The sequence below is a fragment of the Paraprevotella xylaniphila YIT 11841 genome, from assembly GCF_000205165.1.
In the GTDB taxonomy this organism is placed as follows: Bacteria; Bacteroidota; Bacteroidia; order Bacteroidales; family Bacteroidaceae; genus Paraprevotella; species Paraprevotella xylaniphila.
This window is the reverse complement of record NZ_GL883870.1, coordinates 1-21091: the sequence shown is the minus strand read 5'-3', so window position 1 is coordinate 21091 and position 21091 is coordinate 1. Positions and strand designations below refer to the sequence as shown.

Sequence of the window (21091 nt, the reverse complement as noted above, 5' to 3'; positions counted from 1 at the left end):
GTTATATTTTAGCAATCCATTCGGCCACGTCGTTGACAGATGGCTTTTCGATGTCGAGTTTGTATTTCTTGATGACCTCTCCCACTTGTTGCTGTAGCTTTTGCGGATTGACGTCCTTCATGTCGCTTACCAGGTTATATCCGGCTTTTTGCAGCACGGGCACGAGTGCCTCGGGCACTCCGATGGCAGCGTATTTGTCGGCACTGTCCTTGGGTACTTTCTTTTCAGGGCGCATTTGCGGGAAGAAGAGAACCTCTTGAATCGTGGTCTGGCCCGTCATGAGCATGACCAGACGGTCGATGCCGATACCGATGCCGCTAGTGGGGGGCATGCCATATTGCAAGGCACGCAGGAAATCCTGATCGATGAACATCGCTTCGTCGTCGCCCTTCTCGCTCAGGCGCATCTGTTCGATGAAACGCTCTTCCTGATCTATCGGGTCGTTCAATTCCGAATAAGCGTTAGCCAATTCCTTACCGTTGACCATCAACTCGAAACGTTCGGTCAACGCCGGATTGCTACGATGTTTCTTGGTGAGCGGCGACATTTCCACCGGATAGTCGGTGATGAAAGTCGGTTGGATGTAAGTACCCTCACAGAACTCGCCGAAAATCTCGTCGATAAGTTTGCCTTTACCCATTGTGTCGTCGATTTCCAGGTTCAGGGTCTTGCATATCTCGCGGATTTCCTCTTCGCTCTTCCCGTTCAGGTCATATCCTGTCTTTTCTTTGATGGCCTCTAAGATGGGCAAACGACGGTAAGGAGCTTTGAAGCTGATGGTCTTTCCGTCCACCACGCTCTCCGTGCCCCCGTTCACGGCGATGCAGATGCGCTCGAGCAACTTTTCGGTAAACGCCATCATCCAGTTGTAATCCTTATATTGTACATAAAGTTCCATGCAAGTGAACTCCGGATTGTGGCTCTTGTCCATACCCTCGTTGCGGAAGTTCTTCCCGATTTCGTACACACCTTCGAAACCGCCTACGATGAGGCGTTTCAGGTAAAGTTCCGTGGCGATACGAAGATACAGGTCGATGTCGAGCGAGTTGTGGTGGGTAATGAACGGGCGCGCACTGGCTCCTCCCGGGATGGATTGCAGGATAGGTGTCTCCACCTCCGTGTAGCCTGCTTCGTCCAGGGCGGCACGCAACGTTTTCAGGATGGCCGAACGCTTCAGGAATGTTTCCTTTACGCCGCTGTTGACAATCAAGTCCACGTAACGTTGGCGGTAGCGCAGTTCCGGGTCGTCGAAAGAGTCATATACCTCGCCGTCTTTCATCTTGACGATGGGGAGTGGCCTAAGGCTCTTGGCCAAAACCGTCAGTTCTTGCGTGTGCACGCTGATTTCTCCTGTTTGAGTCTTGAAAACAAAGCCTTTGATACCGACGAAATCTCCCAAATCAAGTAATTTCTTGAAAACGGTATTGTATAAATCCTTGTTTTCTCCGGGACAAATATCATCGCGGGTGACGTACACCTGAATGCGCCCTTTGGAGTCCTGCAATTCGAGGAAAGAGGCTTTGCCCATGATGCGTCGGCTCATGATACGGCCCGCGATGCACACTTGGCGTTTCTCTTCCGCAGCATCATTGTATTCGGCTTTGATGTCGGTCGAGAAAGCATCTGTCGGGTATTCGTCAGCCGGATAAGGGTCGATGCCCAAGGCACGGAGTTCGTTCAGGTTGTTCCTTCTTACGATTTCTTGTTCACTTAACTCTAAAACATTCATTTTTATTCTGATTTCGATATTTGGGACAAAATTACAAAAGTTTTTTGAGTACCCCAATGATTTACCCGTTTATTAATATGGGGCTTAAGTTTCCGGAAGCATGCTTTATACTTCCTTTTTTAGAAAGTCAGACTTGCATTGTTAAATTTGTGTTAAATATCCGGGGGGGGGTAATTTTATTAAGTATAAAAACGCTAACTTTCGCAAACAAATAAGTAGAGTGATAACTTTTAAAAAAATGGAACTATGGGAACAAATGTTTGGAAAGGAGTTTTGGCCTTATGTGTAGTTGCCGTTACGATGGCATCATGTGATTTTGTGAATAAAATGAAAGAGAATGCCACCACTACGCCGTCGGACACGATTATCGGAGCCAATGTCGGCGAGTTGGACGGGAAGATAGATGAATTGTTGGAATTGGCCAAGGCAAAAAAGGAAACGGCAGAGTTTGCCGAGATTTATACCTATTTGAATTACAAGCCGGGCAATCCTTCTACGAGTGTGACGATACAAATCGTGACGCCGGAAGATAAGAACAAGATGGCGGAATATAGTTGGTACGACAATAAGGATGTCCGTAATAAACTGGATAAACAGGACATGGTGATTTCGGATCATGACGATAATGTGATTGACACTTATGACGGCTTCAAGGATATGCTTTTCACCTACAATGACGTGTCCAAACTGGTGGAGAACTTGCCGGTGTTCTGTAAAGAGGCTTTGGAGGCGTCCGGATATGGGGAAGAGGGCTATGTGCGAAGCTACCAGATAGAAAAAGGTGATGCTTTTATTACGGTGGGGCATAAGTCTTCCAATATGTTGACCAAATCTTATCATATTGCGGAGGACGGTGAACATATTATAAAGGAATAAAGAGAAAGTTTGATTTTTGGTGTTTTGCTGCCATTTTCCATCCTGTGAGGTGTTGCTACACCGTTTTTTAGGATTGGGATATGGCAGCGTTTTTTTGAGGGTGGATTTGCAGATGGACAATCACAAGGCTTTTGATCCTGATATGGGTTCGAGTCTGTCTTCTCAGTTGGTATCAGGCAGTGGCGGGGAAAGAAGCTTTGAAAATATGGATAGGGATGTGTTGGCAGGTGCTGCCGAGCCCGGAAAAGGCTTTTTTCTATCTTTTTTCATTCCTCGTAGGGATTTTTGGGCTATTCCGTTGCTTTTGGGGTGCAACATACTGGTGTTTTTCGTGATGTGTTTGACCGGCGTGGGGGTGTTGGAGCCGGATAATATCAGTTTGTTGCATTGGGGAGCCAATTTTGGCCCGTTGACTTTAACAGGTGATTATTGGCGTGTATGGACTTGCAATTTTGTACATTCCGGCCTTATACATTTGATAATGAATGTATATGCCCTTTTGTTCGTAGGCTTGTTTTTGGAACCTATGTTGGGCTCTCTCAGGGTCGTCATGGTCTATTCTCTTGCAGGGCTTTATTCTTCGGTGGCCGGTTTGTTTTGCCATGCAGACTGGATTAGTGTAGGGGCTTCCGGAGCAATTTTCGGCCTGTATGGTGCTTTGTTTGCCCGTTTGTTGTTTTATAAAGGCCAATCTTCCTGGCGAAAGATTTTGCTCATTGCCATCGGAGGATTTATTTTGTATAATTTGTTGTATGGGATAGGGGATAATAATGTGGATAACGCTGCGCATACAGGAGGGTTGGTCGCAGGATTTTTGTTGGGGGTGGTATATGGAGTGGCAGATAAGGTGCGTGAAAAGGGCAAACGGATGGTTGTGGCTTGTCTGGCAGAGTTCGTCTTGTTGTCTGAGCTTGTCTGTTGGTTTTCCGCCTTGACACACGGAATGCCTCCCGATTACCAAGACGTGCGCGAAGCTTGGCGGAGTGGGCAGTTGGAAGCCTATGTGGAAAACGGAGAAACGGGTATTCATCCTGAAGAGGATGGTATGGGGCAGAATAGGGAGTATACCGTAGTAGAGGGTTGGACCATGACAGATCAGGATGTCTGGATTCCTTTCAGCGATGAAGCGAGTGGTTTCAGTTTCCGTTATCCGTCCAATTGGCATAGAAAGCCGGATGGATGGTCGGATTTCCGCATCGAAAACGGGTTGAACTGGATGACTATAGAGTATTCGGATGCTACGGCTGATACGGATGCCCAAGGGATGAGGGATGCTTTAGAGCTGAGCGTATGTGACGGTGACGGGCATTTGCTTGTGGGGTGTACTTGCGAAACGGTCGTTCTGAACGGGGTTGAATTTGTGAAAGTCAGTAGCCCTCAACGGATTTCCCTCAAGGATGGAAAATGGATTGAGGCGAGGCGTACCACTTACGGATATTATAAGGATAATCCTTTACGGTGCATGACCATCGTGCAGTGGGCCACGAGTGAACCTTTCCGAAAAGAGATGGATGAAATGGCACAAAGTTTTTTCGTACGGGAACCATAAAGGGCATTTGATTTTTCTTTTTTGTGAATGACGGCTGAAGGTTCACCGTAAAGCGTTGTGCCACAGTGTGGAACGCATTTTTTCGGTGAACCCCTTGTGAAGGCTGTTTGAGTGAAGGGTTCACCTTAATCGTTTGATTATTAGATAGAATGAAGGATGTGAACCCTTTTTTAATGAAAACATAATGAAGGGGGTGGGGAAGGAACATCACCTGCAGGACATCCGTAAAAAGTTCTCAGTAGATTGCTCGAACGTTTGCCGCACACCGGAAAGTCGTTTGCCTGACGTTTTCGGACTGTTTTCGCATTTCGATGGGACCAAGACGGCATCGCTGAAGTTTATGAGTTAATTAAAGGTGAATTTTTTGAACGGAATGAAAAAATAATTATCTTTGCCGCAGAATTTCCGGGTTCGTGCGAAGCTTGCCCTGACGGAGTAATTTGTCAGGGATGCTGAAAACGGACGGAAGCCTGCGCCGAACCGCTTATGCGGGGGAAGGGTGGGGACGGAGATTCGCGACATATTAAAGGCGTTTACGTGACGTCTTGTTCTTGACTCTAAGGAATCTGGTAAATTTCAATCACTGTCAGGGATGAGGCAACAGTAGATGTCCTCGGGATGTGTATATATGCGCATCCCTTTTCGATACGGGGCACTGTGTCGTAAAGGGAGAAGTTATATCCATATCGGCGTGGGCTCTGGATGTTGCTCGTTCAACAGTGATGGGCATACCAGAGCCTCTTAGGGTGGGACGAGTAACGACGGTCTCACGCTTTTTTTGTGTCGTCACACAGGACTTCCGTGCCAAGGTGTGATGGATACGTTGATTAATGTAGCCAGTATTCCGGAAGAAAGCGGTAGCCGTCTTCCGAGTGAGGGATTGCCTCCCGTCACAGCCGCCGGTTCGCAAAGATGCGGGACCGGGGTGTCCTTGGAGTATGTCCTGCATCCGACGCATGGCCTTCCGCAAGATTGCCGATGGTATGTCTTGAGAGCTACGTATGGACGTGAACGGGAGGCTGAAGACTTGTTGAAGAAACGGGGCGTTTTGGTGTATGTGCCGAAACGGAGGACATTGAAGATGGTGAAAGGAGAGAAGAAGAAAGTAGAGGAATCCCTCTTGCCCAATCTTGTTTTCGTGTTTACGGACGAGTGCACGGCTCGCCGTTTGGTGTCATTCCCATTGAAATCTGAATCCCGTCGAAAGGACAAGATGCCCGTAAGCCTCCATTTCATGTACGACCATACGTCTTTGAATGAAAACGGGCTGAATGACGTGGTGGTTATACCCCACAAGGAAATGGTCAATTTTATTCGTTTCACCATCGGAGGGAGCGAGTCTATCCGTGCCGTCTCGCCGGCTGATTTCCGGATTAAGAAAGACCAACAAGTCGTGATTACCGAAGGGGATTTCAAGGGCGTAGTGGGGCGAGTGGCCCGTATAGACCGCCAGACGTGTGTCATCGTGGATTTGCAGCCGATATGCTTTCTGGCTTCGGCCTATATTCCTAAGGCTTTTTTGAGGGAACTTCCCGTACAGGATAAATCATGTATATAATAAAAGAGGTAGAAATGTTTGGTTTATTCTTCTTTGGCCGTTATCTTTGTGGAAGAATCATTTAAACAGGTTGTGAAGATGAGGTTTCCCATAGGCATACAGAGTTTTGAAAAACTGATAAAGGCCGGTTATCTATATGTGGATAAAACGGAGCTTATCTATAAGATGGTGGATACCGGTAACTATTATTTTCTGAGCCGTCCGCGACGGTTTGGCAAATCATTGTTGGTTTCCACTATCGAGGCCTATTTCAAAGGGAAAAAGGAGTTGTTTAAAGGGTTAGCCATGGAACGGCTAGAGACGGATTGGACGGAATGTCCGGTGTTTCATCTCGACTTGAACACCGGGAAATACGAAAGTGTCCAATCGCTTTTAGATACGTTGAACGAGGCCTTGACGGCATGGGAGCAAGAGTATGGGGCAGTGGAAGCGGAACGCAACGTGGGCTTGCGCTTCAAGGGAGTTGTGCAGCGTGCTTACGAAAAGACAGGTCACAGGGTCGCGATATTGGTGGACGAGTATGACAAGCCGTTGCTTCAGAACATCGGCAACAACGAACTTCAGGAAGAGTTGCGTGGTATTCTCCGTTTGTTTTATTCCGTGCTCAAGACGCAAGACCGCTATATCAAGTTTGGTTTGCTAACCGGAGTGTCAAAGTTCAGTAAACTCAGTGTGTCCAGCGACTTGAACAATCTGGAAGATATTTCGCTCAATCGCAATTGGGCTTCACTTTGCGGTATCACGGAAGAGGAATTGCACAGCGGGTTGAAACCGGCGGTGGAGGAGATGGCGGAAAGTAACGGACTGACTTATGAAGAAACACTGGACCGATTAAAAGAAATGTACGATGGTTATCATTTCGATCGAGATTCCATAGGGGTGTACAATCCGTTCAGCTTGTTGAATGCGTTGAAGAACAAACAATTCAATGACTATTGGTTTGAAACGGGCACTCCCTCTTTCTTGGTGGAGATTCTGAAACGTACGAATTATGAATTGAACCATTTGGCGTACGAGGAACAAACCTCGGATATGTTGAACAGCATAGATTCCGTACATAGGAATCCGGTTCCTCTGCTTTATCAGAGTGGTTATCTGACCATTAAAGGATATGACGAACGTTTCAGAATGTATAAGTTAGGCTTTCCGAACCAGGAAGTGGAAAACGGATTTGTGCGTTACCTGTTGCCATATTACGCCCCGAAAGAAAGGGGTGAATCGGAGTTCTTCATCCAAAAGTTCATCCAAGAGGTAGAGCGCGGCGATGCCGAAGCTTTCATGGAACGTTTGCAGACGATGTTTGCCGATAACAGTTACCAGGTAATGGGCAAGATGGAGCTCTACTTTCAGAACACCATGTATGTCATCTTCAAGATGATGGGCTTTTATACCGAAGTGGAGCGCACTATCCATCGCGGCCGTATCGACATCGTCATCAAAACGTCGGATTACATCTATGTGATGGAAATCAAACTCGACGGCAGTGCCGACGAGGCTTTGCGGCAGATTCATGAGAAAGGTTATGCCGAGCCTTACCGTAAGGATGGCCGGAAGGTGTTCCTCGTAGGTGTGAACTTTTCGTCTGATACCAAAGGGGTGGAAGAGTGGAAGGTTGAGGAGTAAAGAATGAAAGTGAATCTAATGGAATCCGAGAAAACCCAAGGCGTGGTATGCTGATTGGGAGGTGTCCGTTTGTCTTGAGTTTTTAGGAATAGGTATCTTCCGTGATGCCAGTGCTGAAATGGCAGCAACTTATCACAGTGTGATTGGAACGGTAAAGCTTCATGGCGGTTCCATCTGGAACTTCATCGGAACTTTTTTTTAAAATCTTTAACGGGTGTAGGGGTTATGTCAACATGGTTTCTGGCAAAATCACTTTGGCTATTGACCAATGTTAAATTCAAAACTAATTTATTAACAAAACTCGGTTTAGGGTATTGAAAAATGCCCTTTCAAAGGGATATGCCCTAAATTGAGTGCTTACATTTTAATCTTATATTAGACGTACGGCCTGAAAGGCAGGGGGTATGTCAGAATTGGATGTTTACGGTATAATCGGAAAACATCTATAAATGTATTAAAATCAACTGTCATATTAAAATTAAGAAGTAATTATGAGGACAATTACAGCTGTCATTCCTGTGCGTGCCGGTAGTACGCGCTTGAAAAACAAGAACGTAGCCCCTTTTGCAGGGACTAACCTGTTAGTTAACAAGATTCGTCAATTACAAGAAGTGCCGGAGATTACCAAGATAGTGGTTTCTTCAGATTCTGACATGATGTTGGCAATGGCCAAGACTGTAGGTGCTGATACACACAAGCGTGCTCCTGAATATTGTGATGAAAAGACAAAAACATTCGGTGAGGTAGTGCGGCATATAGCTGAGAATGTAGACGGTGAAACTATATTATGGGCCACTTGTACTTCTCCTTTGGTTTTTCCAAGGCATTATAGGGAAGCTATTGCTGCATATTATCCTGCGTTGGGGAATGGCTATGACTCATTGATGAGTGTTGAGTGTTTCAAGCGTTATATCTGGAATGAGAATGGACCGCTGAATTATGAATTGGGTTTGAAGCATGTGCCAAGCCAACAACTGCCTGCTTTGTATTTTGTAACAGATGGCATCCTGATGGCTCCAAGAGAGAAAATGATAGAATGGGCATATTTTCATGGTCAACATCCCTATAAATTCATCGTTGATAAAAGAACAGGATGTGACATAGACGATGGTTTGGATTTGGCATGTGCGCGTGCGTGGTTGGATATGGATGAGTCTGTTTCTCAGATAGACCCATATATGGTAAATACTACTGTTGGGGGGGTAAAATATAATAACATAATATATTGCAATCCTCTTTTCCACTTGGCAGAAAGGAGGGTTGCATGAAAATTTCAGCATTGTTAACCGGGCGTGGTAATAACTCCCTTAAAGACAAAAACATTCTTCCAGTTCTTGGCCGACCGCTGTGTCAATATCCTGCAATGGCAGCAAAGGAATGTGAACTTATCACCGATTTTTATGTCAGCAGTGATGATGAAAAGATTTTAAGTGCTGCTGAAGAGGTCGGATATAAGCGTATTGTCCGCCCTGCAGAGTTGGCATCACCTACAGCTCAACATGTAGATGCCATTGTTCATGCGCTTGGTGTAATGAAAGATGATGGATGTGAACCAGATATATTGGTAGTTTTACTCGCAAATAACGCTATAACTAAGACTGAATGGATAAGGGAATCTATAATGAACCTTATTGATAATCCGGGATTATCAGCGTCATGTCCAGTTATGTTGGAGTTGGATCGCCATCCTTATCGTAGCAAAAGATTACGTGAGGATGGCTGTCTTGATACTTGGTTTGATTTTCATGGTCGTCAAATATCAACCAACCGTCAGGATTTACCCTTGAATTATGTGCTTTGTCATAATTTCTGGTCTCTTCGCCTGTTAAATTCCATTTATGGCAAGGAGGAAGGTCAGGCTCCTTGGAGATTTATGGGTAATTATGTTAAGCCTGTTATTGTGAAGGAAAGTTTTGACGTGCATGACATGGATGATATATACCGTACGGAGAAATGGCTTAAATCGGAAGGTATGTTTTGGTGATTCTTGCTAACATGAATTACCAAAAATCAATGTAAAGCCTATGGAATAAACAGTATTGATAACTCTAAAATAATATATGACATATGACAAAAAGAGACCAAAGGGTTTGCATGCCAAACTCATTGTATTGTTTCATGTTTTACCTCTTCCTTTCTACGGAAGAGCAAATAAAGGATACAGTGTATTTTTTTACGAAAGATATTCCTGAGGAAATACGAAAGCATATGCCGCACCGGTATTTTTTAGATTTGAGGAAATTGTATTTTAGGAATCGTTTTGTTGCGGCTTTATTAGTACCTGCCATACGGAAAATCAAGTATCCGGAACTTTTTCGTTCGGAAATTTTTGGATTGGATTTTAATTGGTGGTTGTTGCGAGGGCTGAAGATGGGGTATGTAGAAGACTGCCCGAACGTGTTGGATATATGGGAAAAGAGCAGTCTTTACGCACGGTATATGTCGTTTGAAAAAGCACCCTCGTTTAAACGTATGATAGCGAGATTTTTTTTCGGGGATTATTATTGTCACCCTGTCGGGACATCACGTCTAGTTACCGCTGTTTATACTTCTTCCCCTTATGACAAGCCTTACCATAAGGGGAAAGAGAAAATAGTCATGCGTCTTGAAGAAGCATGGAACAGTTTTCCAGAATCCAAGAAAGAGCTTATTCTTAGGATTTTTAATATTGATGAAGAATGTATGGACAGATTCAGGAGTTGCAAAGTCATCTTGTTGACGCAGCCTTATGCCGTAGACGGGCACATGACAGAGGAGGAACAGATGAATGTTTATAGAAAAATAGTGTCTCATTATGGCGAGGATAATGTGGTAATCAAGCCTCATCCGCGTGACAAGTGTGATTACAAGTCTTTTTTTCCGCATGTGGAAGTGTTCGACAAAGTGGTTCCCATGCAACTGTTGGTACTTTTAGGTGCGGGGTTTGAACGGGTTGCGACTATTAATTCATCATCGGCCTTGTCATTTGGTTTGGATACGGCTATTGATTGGTGGGCCGAAGAGATGGAACGTGACCTTGTGAAAGATGAAGGTTTCTGTACGTTGCAAGAAGCCCGTCAAGCACTTCAGAAACATGGGTAGAAATAAAATATTAGCCAAAAACATATCATTTGTCCTGATAGGCAATGTGGGCTCCAAGTTAATGGGGTTCATTATGTTGCCGTTGTACACGAGTTGGCTTTCACCCGCAGATTATGGTGTCACCGACATTATGGGTGTTTATGCAGGGCTGTTGCTTAACGTAGTGGCGTGTGATGTGAGTGATGCCATATTTGTGTTTCCTTCAGGAGCGACAGAAGTTGAAATAAAAAAGTACTATTCATCTGGATTCTTTTTTCAGATTTTTTGTAGTTTATTGTGCGCCTTTGCTTTCTTTCTGTTGACGTTTATCGGAGCGAAGAATAGCTTTTTTGAATATATATGGTATGTCTATGGCATTTTAATTTCAAATTTGTTTCAAAAATATGCGCAGGATTTTTGTCGTGGTATCAATAAAATGTCTGTGTTCAGTTTTACCGGGATTGTGCAATCGGCATCAATAGCTCTTTTTTCCATATTACTCATTCCTCGTACGGGTGTTTATGGGTTTGCTACTGCGATGATAATCGCTAATACAATAACTGGAATATTTACTTTTTTCTATTCCCGTTCATATCGGTTCTTGTCCGTATTTATGTTTGACTGGACTTGTCTAAAACGAATGTTGAAATATTCCATACCGCTGATTCCAACGGCCATCATGTGGTGGTTGGTGTCCAGTTTAAACCGGCCATTGTTGGAACGGCATGTAGGGATGTTTGCCATTGGTTTGTTTGCTGTGGCAAACAAATTACCTAATGTGCTGAATATGGTTTTTGGATTATTCCAACAAGCATGGAATATAACGGCAATAGAAGAATTTGCAAAAAAAGATTTTTCTCTGTACTACAATAAGATGTTCCGGGTGGTTTTCGGTATGCAGACGTTTCTTTGCATGGTATTGGTCTTGTTTTCAAAGTTGTTTGTCATGCTGTTTACGTCAGCAGAATATATGGAAGCTTGGAAGTATGTTCCATTGTTATGTCTGTCGGTTTTATTTTCAAACACTTCGGCTTTTGTTGGTTCTGTTTTTACGGCAATTCGGAAAAGTAATTATATTTTTATTTCCACTATTTTTGGAGGGGTAGGAGCCATCGTTTTCAATTACTTGCTGATACCTCAATATGGTTTGTTGGGTGCTTGCGTGGCTATTATCCTATCTCACTTATTGTCGATGGTGAGCCGAATATTCTTTTCTGCGGGTTTTGTAGAGTTTAAAGCAAAGGCGGTAATAGTATATAACATACTAATTATCATGTTGCTTTATTTTGTTAGTTTGATGGAAAAAGGGTGGATTTTAGGATTTACCTTTGCCATAGGTTTAGTGGTATTTGTGAGTGTCAATCATGACACATATTCTATATTGATTTTAAAATTGAAAAATACGGTAGGTAGGCATATAAATAAGTAAAAACATTATGAAAAAGAAAATTGCCTTTTATTTGAATAACCCAACATTACCAGAGGGTGATTATTCTTCTATTATAACTGGAAACCCGGGCTTGGGTGGGTCGGAATACGAGTTTTTGTTAGTTCCTTATTTGTTGGAACAAAGAGAAAACGAAATAGATGTATACCTTTTTGTGAATTTTAAGGGAACATTTCCTCATAAGAATGTTTTTTATGCAGGGCAGTTGTACGATGTTTGCGTCAAATGCTGTGACTTGGGGATAAACTTGTTGGTTGTGGATATTAAGTATTTTGATAAAAATGTGTTGGATGGCTTTTCGAAATCCTTGTCCATTCTTGTTTGGGCGCATAATACTGTGAAATATTCCTTGTTGGATTTATTTGTGAAGTTGCCTTACGTTCAAAAGATAGTGAACGTGGGGCGTGAGCAAATGGAATTGTACCGTGACCATTTGGCCACATTAAAGTCTACCTACATATACAATATATTCCCAATAAAAGAACGGGAGTATTATGCGGCTGAGGATAGGGATAACCATAATGTGGTTTACATGGGCAGTATAGTGCGTGCAAAAGGGTTCCATGTTTTAGCCAGTGCATGGAAAAAAGTGTTGAGTGAGATTCCCGATGCCCAATTATATGTAATCGGGAGTGGTAAACTGTACAATCGGGATGCCGGGTTAGGACGATATGGGATTGCGGAAAAAGATTATGAGGATTTGTTTATGTCGTATTTGACAAATGAAAAGGGGGAAGTGTTGCCTTCCGTTCATTTTCTGGGAATCTTGAAAGAAGAAAAATTAGGCGTAATGGGAAAATGTAAGGTTGCAGTACCTAATCCTACAGGAGTGTCGGAATGTTTGCCTATAACAGCTATGGAAATGCAACTTGCTGGTTGTAGTATTACTACGGTTTTGCATCCTGCTTATTTGGATACTGTTTTTAATAAGTCTTATTTATACCGGAATCCTTCCCGATTGGCACAATATATCATAGCTCGTATTAAGTCTCCTTCGGATGATGTTGGGGCATTATATGATTTTATACAATCCCGTTTTGGTGTAGAAAAAAACATCGAACGTTGGGAACAATTGATTTTGCATCCAGATGAAGTTGGTGTAGAGGAAATTAGTGAATATAACTATCATCACAAGAAAATAAAAGAAAAGTTGCTCGTATATAAAATGAGATATCCATTGTTGAGATGTATTCCACCCGTAGAAATTTTTTATGATGGCATTTCTACAGTTAAGTATTATTTGTCCCGAATAGCGGAGAAACTAAAGAGGTAAAATAGGCGTATGGCTATTATTTATGTATTATTCGCTTTTTTCGTCCTATTGACTTTATATGATTTTAAGAAGGGGGTATTATTGTTTATGCCTTTTAAGCTTTTTTTTGGAATGAATGTAAGGTTGTTGCCGAGTATGACGGTTGATTTTGCCTTTTGTTTATTTGCAATATCTCTATTTGGGCTGAGGAGGCACTTGTTTGTGAAAGAGAAATTCCCTTTAAAAAAATGTTTTGTCATTTATTCAGTTTCCTATGTGTTGAATTGCTTGTATCCGGATATGGCATTGAATTATATTCCAAGAATTTTGATTAGCGTGTTATGCTTTTCGTATGTATATTACTGTTGTTTGCAGAACCGGAAAGATATATATTTTGCTGTTTATTCTTATCTGTTTTTTATAGTCCTCTTATGTGGAAATGGGTTATTAGGCCCCTTATTGAGCATAAATCCTTTGGATGATTATATTCAATCTGTATCCAATGAGGAACTTTCGTTCTTTTCAGACAATGATTTGGTGCGTTTTGGTCGTGAACGTTATAGGTCTTTTATTCCACATGCCATAAGTTATGGCGTATTGTGCGTGACGCTATTGTACCTTCTTGTATGGTATTTATTGAAAGTGGCACGCGGTGGAAAGGCTTGGATAATTATAGGGATTTGTTTGTTGTTAAGTGGGGTCGTGATATGTACGTCACGTACTCCGATTTTGGGGCTGTTCCCTTTTGTCATGATATTCCGTGATATGAAAATATCCTTTCGAAAGATAAGGCCTTTTCTCTTAATCCTTGTTTGTTTTCTGTTGCTACAAGGCGATTATGTCTTGTACCTTTTAAAATCCGTATTTGCATCCGATGTGGCTGACGATGCGGGAGGAAGTTCCACGGAAATGCGGATGGTCCAGTTTTCCATCGCATTAAGGTTCTTTTTGCAATCACCCTTGTTTGGCCAAGGGATGGAATTCAATCCCTCATCATTTTATAATGAATTTTATGGGGGAGAATCGGTTTGGTTGCCCTTATTGACTAATCAGGGGTTGGTCGGATTGGCCGGATACCTTTTTTATAACGTATGTTTGTATAAGATGGCTCGGCCATCGCCGGGCAAGAACGTTTTGTATGCCTTATTGTTGTCATGGTTGATTATGCGTTCTGCTACAAGTCTCATTGGGGTTACGGATGCAACGTTTTTATCTGTTTTCTTCATTATTTATAAATGGTATAATATAGAACAACATGCTACTGACAATTATTGTTCCCGTTTATAATGTGCGTGACTATATTTTATGTTGCTTAAAAAGCATTTGGTCTCCGGAAGTTGAGGCACTTTATGAGGTCATATTGGTCAATGATGGTACTTCGGACGATTCTATGGAGGTTGCAAGTGGATTTATTCCTACGATGTCCAACATAACTGTCGTAAACCAAGAAAACAAAGGCTTGAGTTGTGCGCGCAATGCGGGGTTAAACCTTGCCAAAGGCAAATACGTGTGGTTTGTGGATAGTGATGATTGGCTTCTTCCCGAAGCTGTAAGCAGAGTTATTGATGTGGTACGAAGATGTGATGGAGTGGATATGATTGCTACCCGTTTGCTTCATCATGATGAGGCTACCGGAAGGGAGTCTGCTGAGAATTTCCCTTCCATGTCTGCAAGGACCGGACGGGAATATATGTTTGTGGGGAATCTGAAAGGAGCCAGCCAACGCTATATCTTGCGTCGGAAGTTCCTTTTGGACAATAACTTGCGCTTTCTGCCGGGTGTGTATCACGAAGACGGGGATTTTGGAATCCGAATGACTTATCTGGCGCAATCTTGCTATGTTCTGCCGGATCCGGTTTATGTGTATAGGCTTCGAAAGACTGGCAGTATTATGTCTTCAAGAAAGCAAAAAATGAATACTGACCTGGTGGCTATTTACCAAGGATTGGTTAAGTTTGCTGATTTGCATGTTTCGCGTGAGGATTATTGGCCGTTTCGCGCCCAGGCTATTACTTGTTTATGGGATACCATCTTGTTCTCCCGGCAACAAATATTTACTCCAGAGTTTAAGGAGTTCTATGCAAAATTTAGCAGGTATATCCATCAAGAAACCGGGTTCCTGTTAAGACACAGTAGGGAGTTGACGATAACCCAACTCAGGGCTGCGGTACATTTTTATTTGTTCCCTCTTGCTTGGACAAAGGGTAAGCGGTTGTTGCGTATGGGTTTAGAATGGTTTAAATGTAGATAATGTGATGGGAAGGAATAAATTTGATTTGATAATTCCGGTTGTTTTTAAAGATTATGGGATGCTTAGTAGGGTATTGCGGTATGTGATGAAGTATATATATCCGGATAATATATACATCATTACGGATGCGAGGTACCGGAAGTACTTGCCCAAAGAAGCCAGGAGGATGGAAGTGGTTGACGAGAATGTGTTGTTGCCGGGTTTGTCCTTTTCCCGAATAAGGAACCTGCTCAAGCAAAGTGGTAATATGGATAGTCGTCCAGGATGGTATTTGCAACAGTTTATTAAGATGGGTTTTGCATTGAGCGATTATTCCCAAAATCAATATTACTTGTCTTGGGACGCTGATACGATTCCTTTGAGGAAGCTAGATTTCTTTGTGGATGGGAAGGTTATGTTCGCTATGAAAAAGGAATTCCATAAACCTTATTTTGACACAATAAAAAGGATTTTGGATATCTCCGAATTTAATGAGAAATCTTATATTGCGGAACACATGATGTTTGACAAGCAAATCATGGCAGATCTGATAGGTAGGATATCTTCGTGTGGCGTTAGGGGAGAGGACTGGATAGAAAAAATTATAAATGCGGTTGAACCCGGTGTTTCCAATGGTTTTTCCGAATTTGAAACTTATGGGAATTTTTGTTTGAATTATTATCCTCAGTCTTATGTGGAGCGGCATTTAAATACCTTTAGAAAAGGTGGGTATATTGCTGGACGTTTCATTTCTAAGCAGAGATTAGAATATATTTCGTTTGATACGGATACTATATCTTTGGAATTGAATGACTATCCGGATGTATGGACGGCTCGTTGCTTTTGTTTCCTGTACCGGAAATACGTCGAAATGCGTTATCGTTGGATAAGCCATATTTTACCCTCTTCTATATAGTTAATAAATATTAATATTCTATAAGAAAGGCATGCGGTTCCGGCTTACTTCCTTTCAAAAGAAGGGGAGGTGGCATGAAAGGGTTGTATGTTTTGAAGGCCTGCATGGGCAGGCTTTTTAATCTATGTAACCGATACAAAAATTATATGAAGTTGAGGGCGTGTGTCATCTGCGTAGGACGACATTGTGTAATACACGGGCATGTGGGGGTAAATATAGATCCCTCGGCAAAGGTTTCTATCGGGGATAATTTTTATATGTCAAGCGGCGGGCATCGGAATCCACTTTGTGGCAATATCGAAGGTTTTTTTATGCAGGGGAGAATGCCTGCATATGCATAGGAAATCATGTAGGTATGAGTAGCACGGTACTCTGGGCTGCCCAAAGTATAACAATTGGCAATTATGTGAAAATAGGAGCAAATGTGAAGGTTATGGATACAGATGCGCATGCTTTGGATTTCAATGTACGTAGGGTTAGAGAGGAAGACGCTAAGCAAAAACGTTGTGCGCCTGTGGTTGTCGAAGATGATGTATTGATAGGGGTTAATAGTATTATCTTAAAAGGTGTGACGATTGGTGCGCGTTCTATAATCGGTGTTGGAAGTGTTGTTACCAAAAGTGTTCCTTCCGATTGTATTGCTTGTGGGAATCCTGCGCGTGTGGTAAAAATACTGAATACGGACTAATTATTTTATACGGTGAAAATACTGGTATTTACAGGAGGTTTAGGTAATCAGATGTTTGCTTATGCCTTTTATCTTTACCTGAAAAGGCTTTTTCCTCAAGAGCGGTTTTATGGCTTGTATGGAAAGAAACTGTCAGAACATTATGGGTTAGAAATTGATAAATGGTTTAAGGTGTCATTACCTCGTCAACCTTGGTGGGTTTTGCCTGTTACGGGGCTATTTTATTTGTATAAACAATGTGTTCCAAATTCTAAATGGTTGGATTTGAATCAGGAAATCTGTAAAAATCCCAGGGCTATTGTGTTTTTCCCTTTTAAGTTTACAAAAAAATATATACCGGATGATAATATTTGGTTGGAGTGGAAGGTAGATGAATCCGGTCTCTCTGAAAAGAACAGGTTACTTTTATCCGAGATTCGTTCTTCAGATTGCTGTTTTGTTCATGTACGTCGTGGAGATTATTTGTCTCCGACTTTTAAATCTCTTTTTGAGGGATGTTGCACGCTTTCTTATTATCAAAGGGCGTTGAAAAGTATGAAAGAGATAAGTCCATTCGTAAAGTTTGTTTGCTTTTCAGATGATATTCAATGGGTAAAGCAGAATTTGGAATTAGGGAACCGTGCTGTTTTTGTGGATTGGAATTCTGGTACAGATTCTCCGCTTGATATGTATTTGATGTCACAATGCCGATATGGTATAATGGCTAACAGTACCTTTAGTTATTGGGGGGCGAGGTTGGGACGGAAGAAAAAGAGAATCTATTATCCCCAGAAATGGTGGAACCATGGCACAGGACTACCTGATATCTTTCCGAATACATGGGTAAAAATATAAAAATGTAATAATCATGAGGATATTGTATTTTATCAACGGTTTAAGCTACAAAGGTGGCATGGCACGTATTGTTGTGGATAAAGCCAATTATTTGTCTGATGTGTTAGGTCACGAAGTTACAATATGTACATACAACGGTAAAGTGGAATCTGCTTTTAAACTTTCTAATAATCTGATAATAAGGACAATAAAATCGGGGGGGGGGAGAATGCAACCATAATGAAGAAGTTGGGTTGTATCGCAAAGGATATTAGAAAAGTAGGTAAGGTAATCCAAGAGGTAAATCCTGATATTGTAATCAATGCGCAGACACAGGTATTGACATGGATAATTCCATTTGTGAAAAGGAGGGTTCCTAAAGTCATGGAGATTCACTTTTCTAAAGTCGGGATGGATTATAATTTGCATGACAAAAGTAAAATATTTAGAACGTTGTATTTTGGGATTGCGCAATTTATATATGCGCGTTATGACAGGTTCGTGGTGCTTACCGAGGAAGACAAACATTATTGGAATGTGAAGAATTGTGTGGTGATAGGGAATTTCACCCCCTTGGTTTCTCCTGTGTTGTCTGAGTTGGACAATAAAAAAATAATATGTGTGGCGAGGTATCATGAACAGAAACGGTTGGATTTGTTGGTGGAAGTGTGGCGAAGGATACATTCAAAATACAAAGGTTGGCAAATTGATGTTTACGGTATGGGACCTGATAAGGCTTGGCTGCAGGACAGGATAGACGCTGTGGGGGTGGCAGATTCATTTAAACTGAATGACGCTGTTGACAATGTGATGGAAAAGTATTTGGAAAGTTCCATCTTTTGCTTGACATCGGAACATGAGGGATTTGGCTTGGTCTTAGCGGAAGCCGCGATGATGGGTGTACCTATTTGTGCGTTTGATATAGTTGGGGTGAAATGGCTGCTATCTGATAAGGAGACAGCATTGCTTTGTCCGTTTGGTGATGTCGACGCTTTTGCTCAGAATCTTTCCATGTTGATTGAAAGCCGGTCATTAAGGGTTAAACTGAGGACTGCGGCAAAAAAGAGAATGGAAGATTTTAGGATTGAGGTGATTATGGAAAAATGGAATAGTTTGTTTGAAGGCTGTGTAAATAGACTTCAAATATAAAATGATTTTTTATGAACATCCTTTTTTTAATGAAAGCCTTTGAACTCGGAGGTCAGGAGATGGTAACGACTGTGTTGGCAAAGAGTTTTGTAGAGCATGGCCATCAAGTGACGATTGTTACTTTTAAACCACCTTCGCCTCTCATGAGGCAGCGATTGGACGACCGCATCGCTTTTTATGTCTTAAGCGGCTATCATGTGGGGCATGGAAATGTGGCTACATTACGAGGCATCTTGACAAGCCGTCATATAGAAGTCGTAATCAACCAATGGGGACTTCCATTTTTTCCAACTTTGATTTTGAAGAAAGCGGCCAAGGGGCTTGGGGTTAAAACGATTGCTGTTTACCACAATGATCCTTCTACTAACGGAAAATTAAAGTCTGTGGAACTCCTTCTGGAAAAAACGGGAAATCCGTTAAGAAAGTTCCTTCTTCGGATGGCGCATGGGCTATTTAAGCAAATAACTTCTGCAAGCATGCGGTATGTGTACCGCAATAGCGACCGTTATGTGGTGTTGTCGGAAAGTTTTGTGGATGGATTTCGAAAATTCACACGTTTGAAAGACACAAAAAAGCTTGCGGTTATTACCAATCCAGTCACTATAGAAACGTCTGGTTATGAACTTGACCTTATTAAGAAGTGTCAGGAGGTCTTGTTCGTAGGCCGGATAGATAATAACCAGAAAAGGGTGTTTCGTGTGGTTGATGTATGGGCGCAAGTGGAACGTGTATGTCCTGATTGGACATTGGTAATTGTAGGAGACGGGCCGGATAGGGAGGGTATGGAAAGGTATGCGAGTTCTTTGGGGTTGAGAAATATTCGGTTTGAAGGGTTTCGTAATCCTCGTTCTTATTATGAGCGGGCTTCCTTATTGCTTTTGACTTCTGAATATGAGGGGTTCGGACTTGTGATTGTGGAAGCTATGAGTTTTGGAGTTGTACCTATTGTCTTGGATAGTTATACGGCTGTCCATGATATTCTTGAAGACGGAAAGGACGGACGGATTGTGCCATATCGTTCTAAAGAGGGTTTCTGTCCTAAGGCAATGGCCGAAATGCTATTAGAATTGATGGAAAACCAGAGAAGCCGGGAACGTATGGCAAAAGCGGCACGGGACAAAAGTTTCTTGTTTTCACGTGGAAGTGTATGCATTCATTGGAATAAAATGTTAAAAGATGTTGTAACGGGGGGGGGTGATTTGCCGCCCTTATTCAAACAAAAAGAGATAATCTATGTCGGGCGATTGGATTGTAATCAAAAGCGTGTGCTGCGGATTTTGCAAACTTGGGCTTTGTTGGAACAGTGTTATCCGGATTGGCGATTGACTATAGTGGGTGATGGGCCGGACAGGGTGAATCTGAAGAATCAAGTATTTGAATCGCAGTTGGAAAACGTTTCTTTTGAGGGCTTTCAGAATCCAAGAGGGTATTATGAGCGAGCTTCCATCTTATTGCTGACTTCGGAGTTTGAAGGTTTTCCGTTGGTGCTGCCGGAGTGTATGAGTTTTGGGGTGGTACCAGCCGTTTACGGGAGCTATTCTGCTGTATATGATATTGTGGAAGACGGTAAAAATGGTTTGATTTTGCCGTATGATAAAAAGGGATATAATGCTGAGCTTATGGCAGAAAAGCTGTCTGTCCTGATGCAGTCGTCTGATGAGCGTCAGCGCATGGCGGAAAATGCAATAGTGACGAGCCGTAAATATTCTTTAGATTCTGTATATCAATCTTGGGAGCAACTTTTTGATTCTCTTTTTTAATAGCATATTTCTTTTTTTATGATGTCTGATTCTGTTCGTATTTTGAATGCGAACCTCTTGTCCATTACCCGGATTGAACTGCTGCAAAGCTTGAAACGCGGGGTATTGGTCACTCCGAATCTCGATCATTTGGTCAAACTCCAGCATGACCGTGAGTTTTATGACCTTTATCAAAAGGCGGAGTGGGTGGTTTGCGACAGTAAAATCTTGTATTTGTGCTCTCGTTTGCTGAAGAAAGGAATACCGGAAGCCATTCCGGGTAGCAGTTTCTTTACGGCTTTCTATCAATATCATAAGGATAATCCGGATTGCCGGATATTCCTTTTGGGGGCGATGGAAGGTGTGGCGCAAAAGGCCATGGAGCGTATCAATGCCTCGGTGGGGCGCGAAATCGTGGTAGGGGCGATGTCTCCTTCGTATGGTTTTGAAAACAAACCGGAG

General features: G+C 42.4%; 19 protein-coding genes. 18 read left to right on the top strand and 1 reads right to left on the bottom strand.

What is annotated here, in order from left to right; all coding sequences use genetic code 11:
* Window position 1: 1 nt before the first annotated feature.
* Window positions 2–1729 (bottom strand): lysine--tRNA ligase, encoded by a 1728-nt coding sequence (gene lysS, locus HMPREF9442_RS11155; RefSeq protein WP_008628560.1) that lies wholly within the window; start codon window positions 1727–1729, stop codon window positions 2–4.
* A gap of 246 nt (window positions 1730–1975) precedes the next feature.
* Here lysS and HMPREF9442_RS11150 point away from each other — a divergent pair, with 246 nt between their 5' ends.
* From HMPREF9442_RS11150 to HMPREF9442_RS11055, 18 genes are all read left to right on the top strand, one after another.
* Window positions 1976–2605 (top strand): hypothetical protein, encoded by a 630-nt coding sequence (locus tag HMPREF9442_RS11150; RefSeq protein WP_008628559.1) that lies wholly within the window; start codon window positions 1976–1978, stop codon window positions 2603–2605.
* Window positions 2606–2810: 205 nt separating this feature from the next.
* A complete protein-coding gene (locus HMPREF9442_RS11145) occupies window positions 2811–4154 on the top strand; it encodes a rhomboid family intramembrane serine protease (protein WP_232038498.1) in 1344 nt (447 codons plus the stop codon).
* 814 nt (window positions 4155–4968) lie between these two features.
* Entirely contained in the window at window positions 4969–5712 is a 744-nt protein-coding gene (locus HMPREF9442_RS11140; RefSeq protein ID WP_008628556.1) for a UpxY family transcription antiterminator, read from the top strand.
* Between the two features lie 78 nt (window positions 5713–5790).
* On the top strand, window positions 5791–7335 hold the full coding sequence (locus HMPREF9442_RS11135; protein WP_040603031.1) for an ATP-binding protein: 1545 nt from the start codon (window positions 5791–5793) through the stop codon (window positions 7333–7335).
* A gap of 491 nt (window positions 7336–7826) precedes the next feature.
* Window positions 7827–8603: an acylneuraminate cytidylyltransferase family protein gene (locus tag HMPREF9442_RS11130; RefSeq protein WP_008628549.1), complete on the top strand. Its 777-nt coding sequence runs from the start codon at window positions 7827–7829 to the stop codon at window positions 8601–8603.
* Window positions 8600–9319, top strand: a complete 720-nt coding sequence (locus tag HMPREF9442_RS11125; protein ID WP_008628547.1) for an acylneuraminate cytidylyltransferase family protein — start codon at window positions 8600–8602, stop codon at window positions 9317–9319. The genes HMPREF9442_RS11130 and HMPREF9442_RS11125 overlap by 4 nt, the downstream gene beginning before the upstream one ends.
* 488 nt (window positions 9320–9807) lie before the next feature.
* Window positions 9808–10416 (top strand): glycosyltransferase family 52, encoded by a 609-nt coding sequence (locus HMPREF9442_RS16810; protein WP_232038499.1) that lies wholly within the window; start codon window positions 9808–9810, stop codon window positions 10414–10416.
* Window positions 10409–11824, top strand: a complete 1416-nt coding sequence (locus tag HMPREF9442_RS11115; RefSeq protein ID WP_008628544.1) for an oligosaccharide flippase family protein — start codon at window positions 10409–10411, stop codon at window positions 11822–11824. The genes HMPREF9442_RS16810 and HMPREF9442_RS11115 overlap by 8 nt, the downstream gene beginning before the upstream one ends.
* 7 nt (window positions 11825–11831) lie before the next feature.
* Window positions 11832–13115 (top strand): glycosyltransferase, encoded by a 1284-nt coding sequence (locus HMPREF9442_RS11110; RefSeq protein ID WP_008628543.1) that lies wholly within the window; start codon window positions 11832–11834, stop codon window positions 13113–13115.
* 9 nt (window positions 13116–13124) lie between these two features.
* Window positions 13125–14381: an O-antigen ligase family protein gene (locus HMPREF9442_RS11100; protein ID WP_008628542.1), complete on the top strand. Its 1257-nt coding sequence runs from the start codon at window positions 13125–13127 to the stop codon at window positions 14379–14381.
* Window positions 14350–15345, top strand: a complete 996-nt coding sequence (locus HMPREF9442_RS11095) for a glycosyltransferase (RefSeq protein WP_008628541.1) — start codon at window positions 14350–14352, stop codon at window positions 15343–15345. Before HMPREF9442_RS11100 ends, HMPREF9442_RS11095 begins: the two co-directional genes overlap by 32 nt.
* Window positions 15346–15349: 4 nt before the next feature.
* Window positions 15350–16240 carry a DUF6492 family protein gene (locus HMPREF9442_RS11090; protein WP_008628540.1) on the top strand — a complete coding sequence of 297 codons (891 nt, stop codon included), beginning with the start codon at window positions 15350–15352 and terminating at the stop codon, window positions 16238–16240.
* Window positions 16241–16595: 355 nt separating this feature from the next.
* Window positions 16596–16928 (top strand): DapH/DapD/GlmU-related protein, encoded by a 333-nt coding sequence (locus tag HMPREF9442_RS15425; RefSeq protein ID WP_008628538.1) that lies wholly within the window; start codon window positions 16596–16598, stop codon window positions 16926–16928.
* Between the two features lie 12 nt (window positions 16929–16940).
* On the top strand, window positions 16941–17762 hold the full coding sequence (locus HMPREF9442_RS11080) for an alpha-1,2-fucosyltransferase (protein ID WP_008628536.1): 822 nt from the start codon (window positions 16941–16943) through the stop codon (window positions 17760–17762).
* A gap of 13 nt (window positions 17763–17775) precedes the next feature.
* Entirely contained in the window at window positions 17776–17982 is a 207-nt protein-coding gene (locus HMPREF9442_RS16465; protein ID WP_008628534.1) for a hypothetical protein, read from the top strand.
* Window positions 17982–18890, top strand: coding sequence for a glycosyltransferase (locus HMPREF9442_RS11070; RefSeq protein ID WP_008628532.1), 909 nt, complete (start codon window positions 17982–17984; stop codon window positions 18888–18890). The genes HMPREF9442_RS16465 and HMPREF9442_RS11070 overlap by 1 nt, the downstream gene beginning before the upstream one ends.
* Before the next feature lie 11 nt (window positions 18891–18901).
* Window positions 18902–20650, top strand: coding sequence for a glycosyltransferase (locus HMPREF9442_RS15420; RefSeq protein ID WP_008628530.1), 1749 nt, complete (start codon window positions 18902–18904; stop codon window positions 20648–20650).
* Between the two features lie 18 nt (window positions 20651–20668).
* On the top strand, window positions 20669–21091 hold a 423-nt coding region (locus HMPREF9442_RS11055; protein ID WP_008628528.1), incomplete at its 3' end, for a WecB/TagA/CpsF family glycosyltransferase.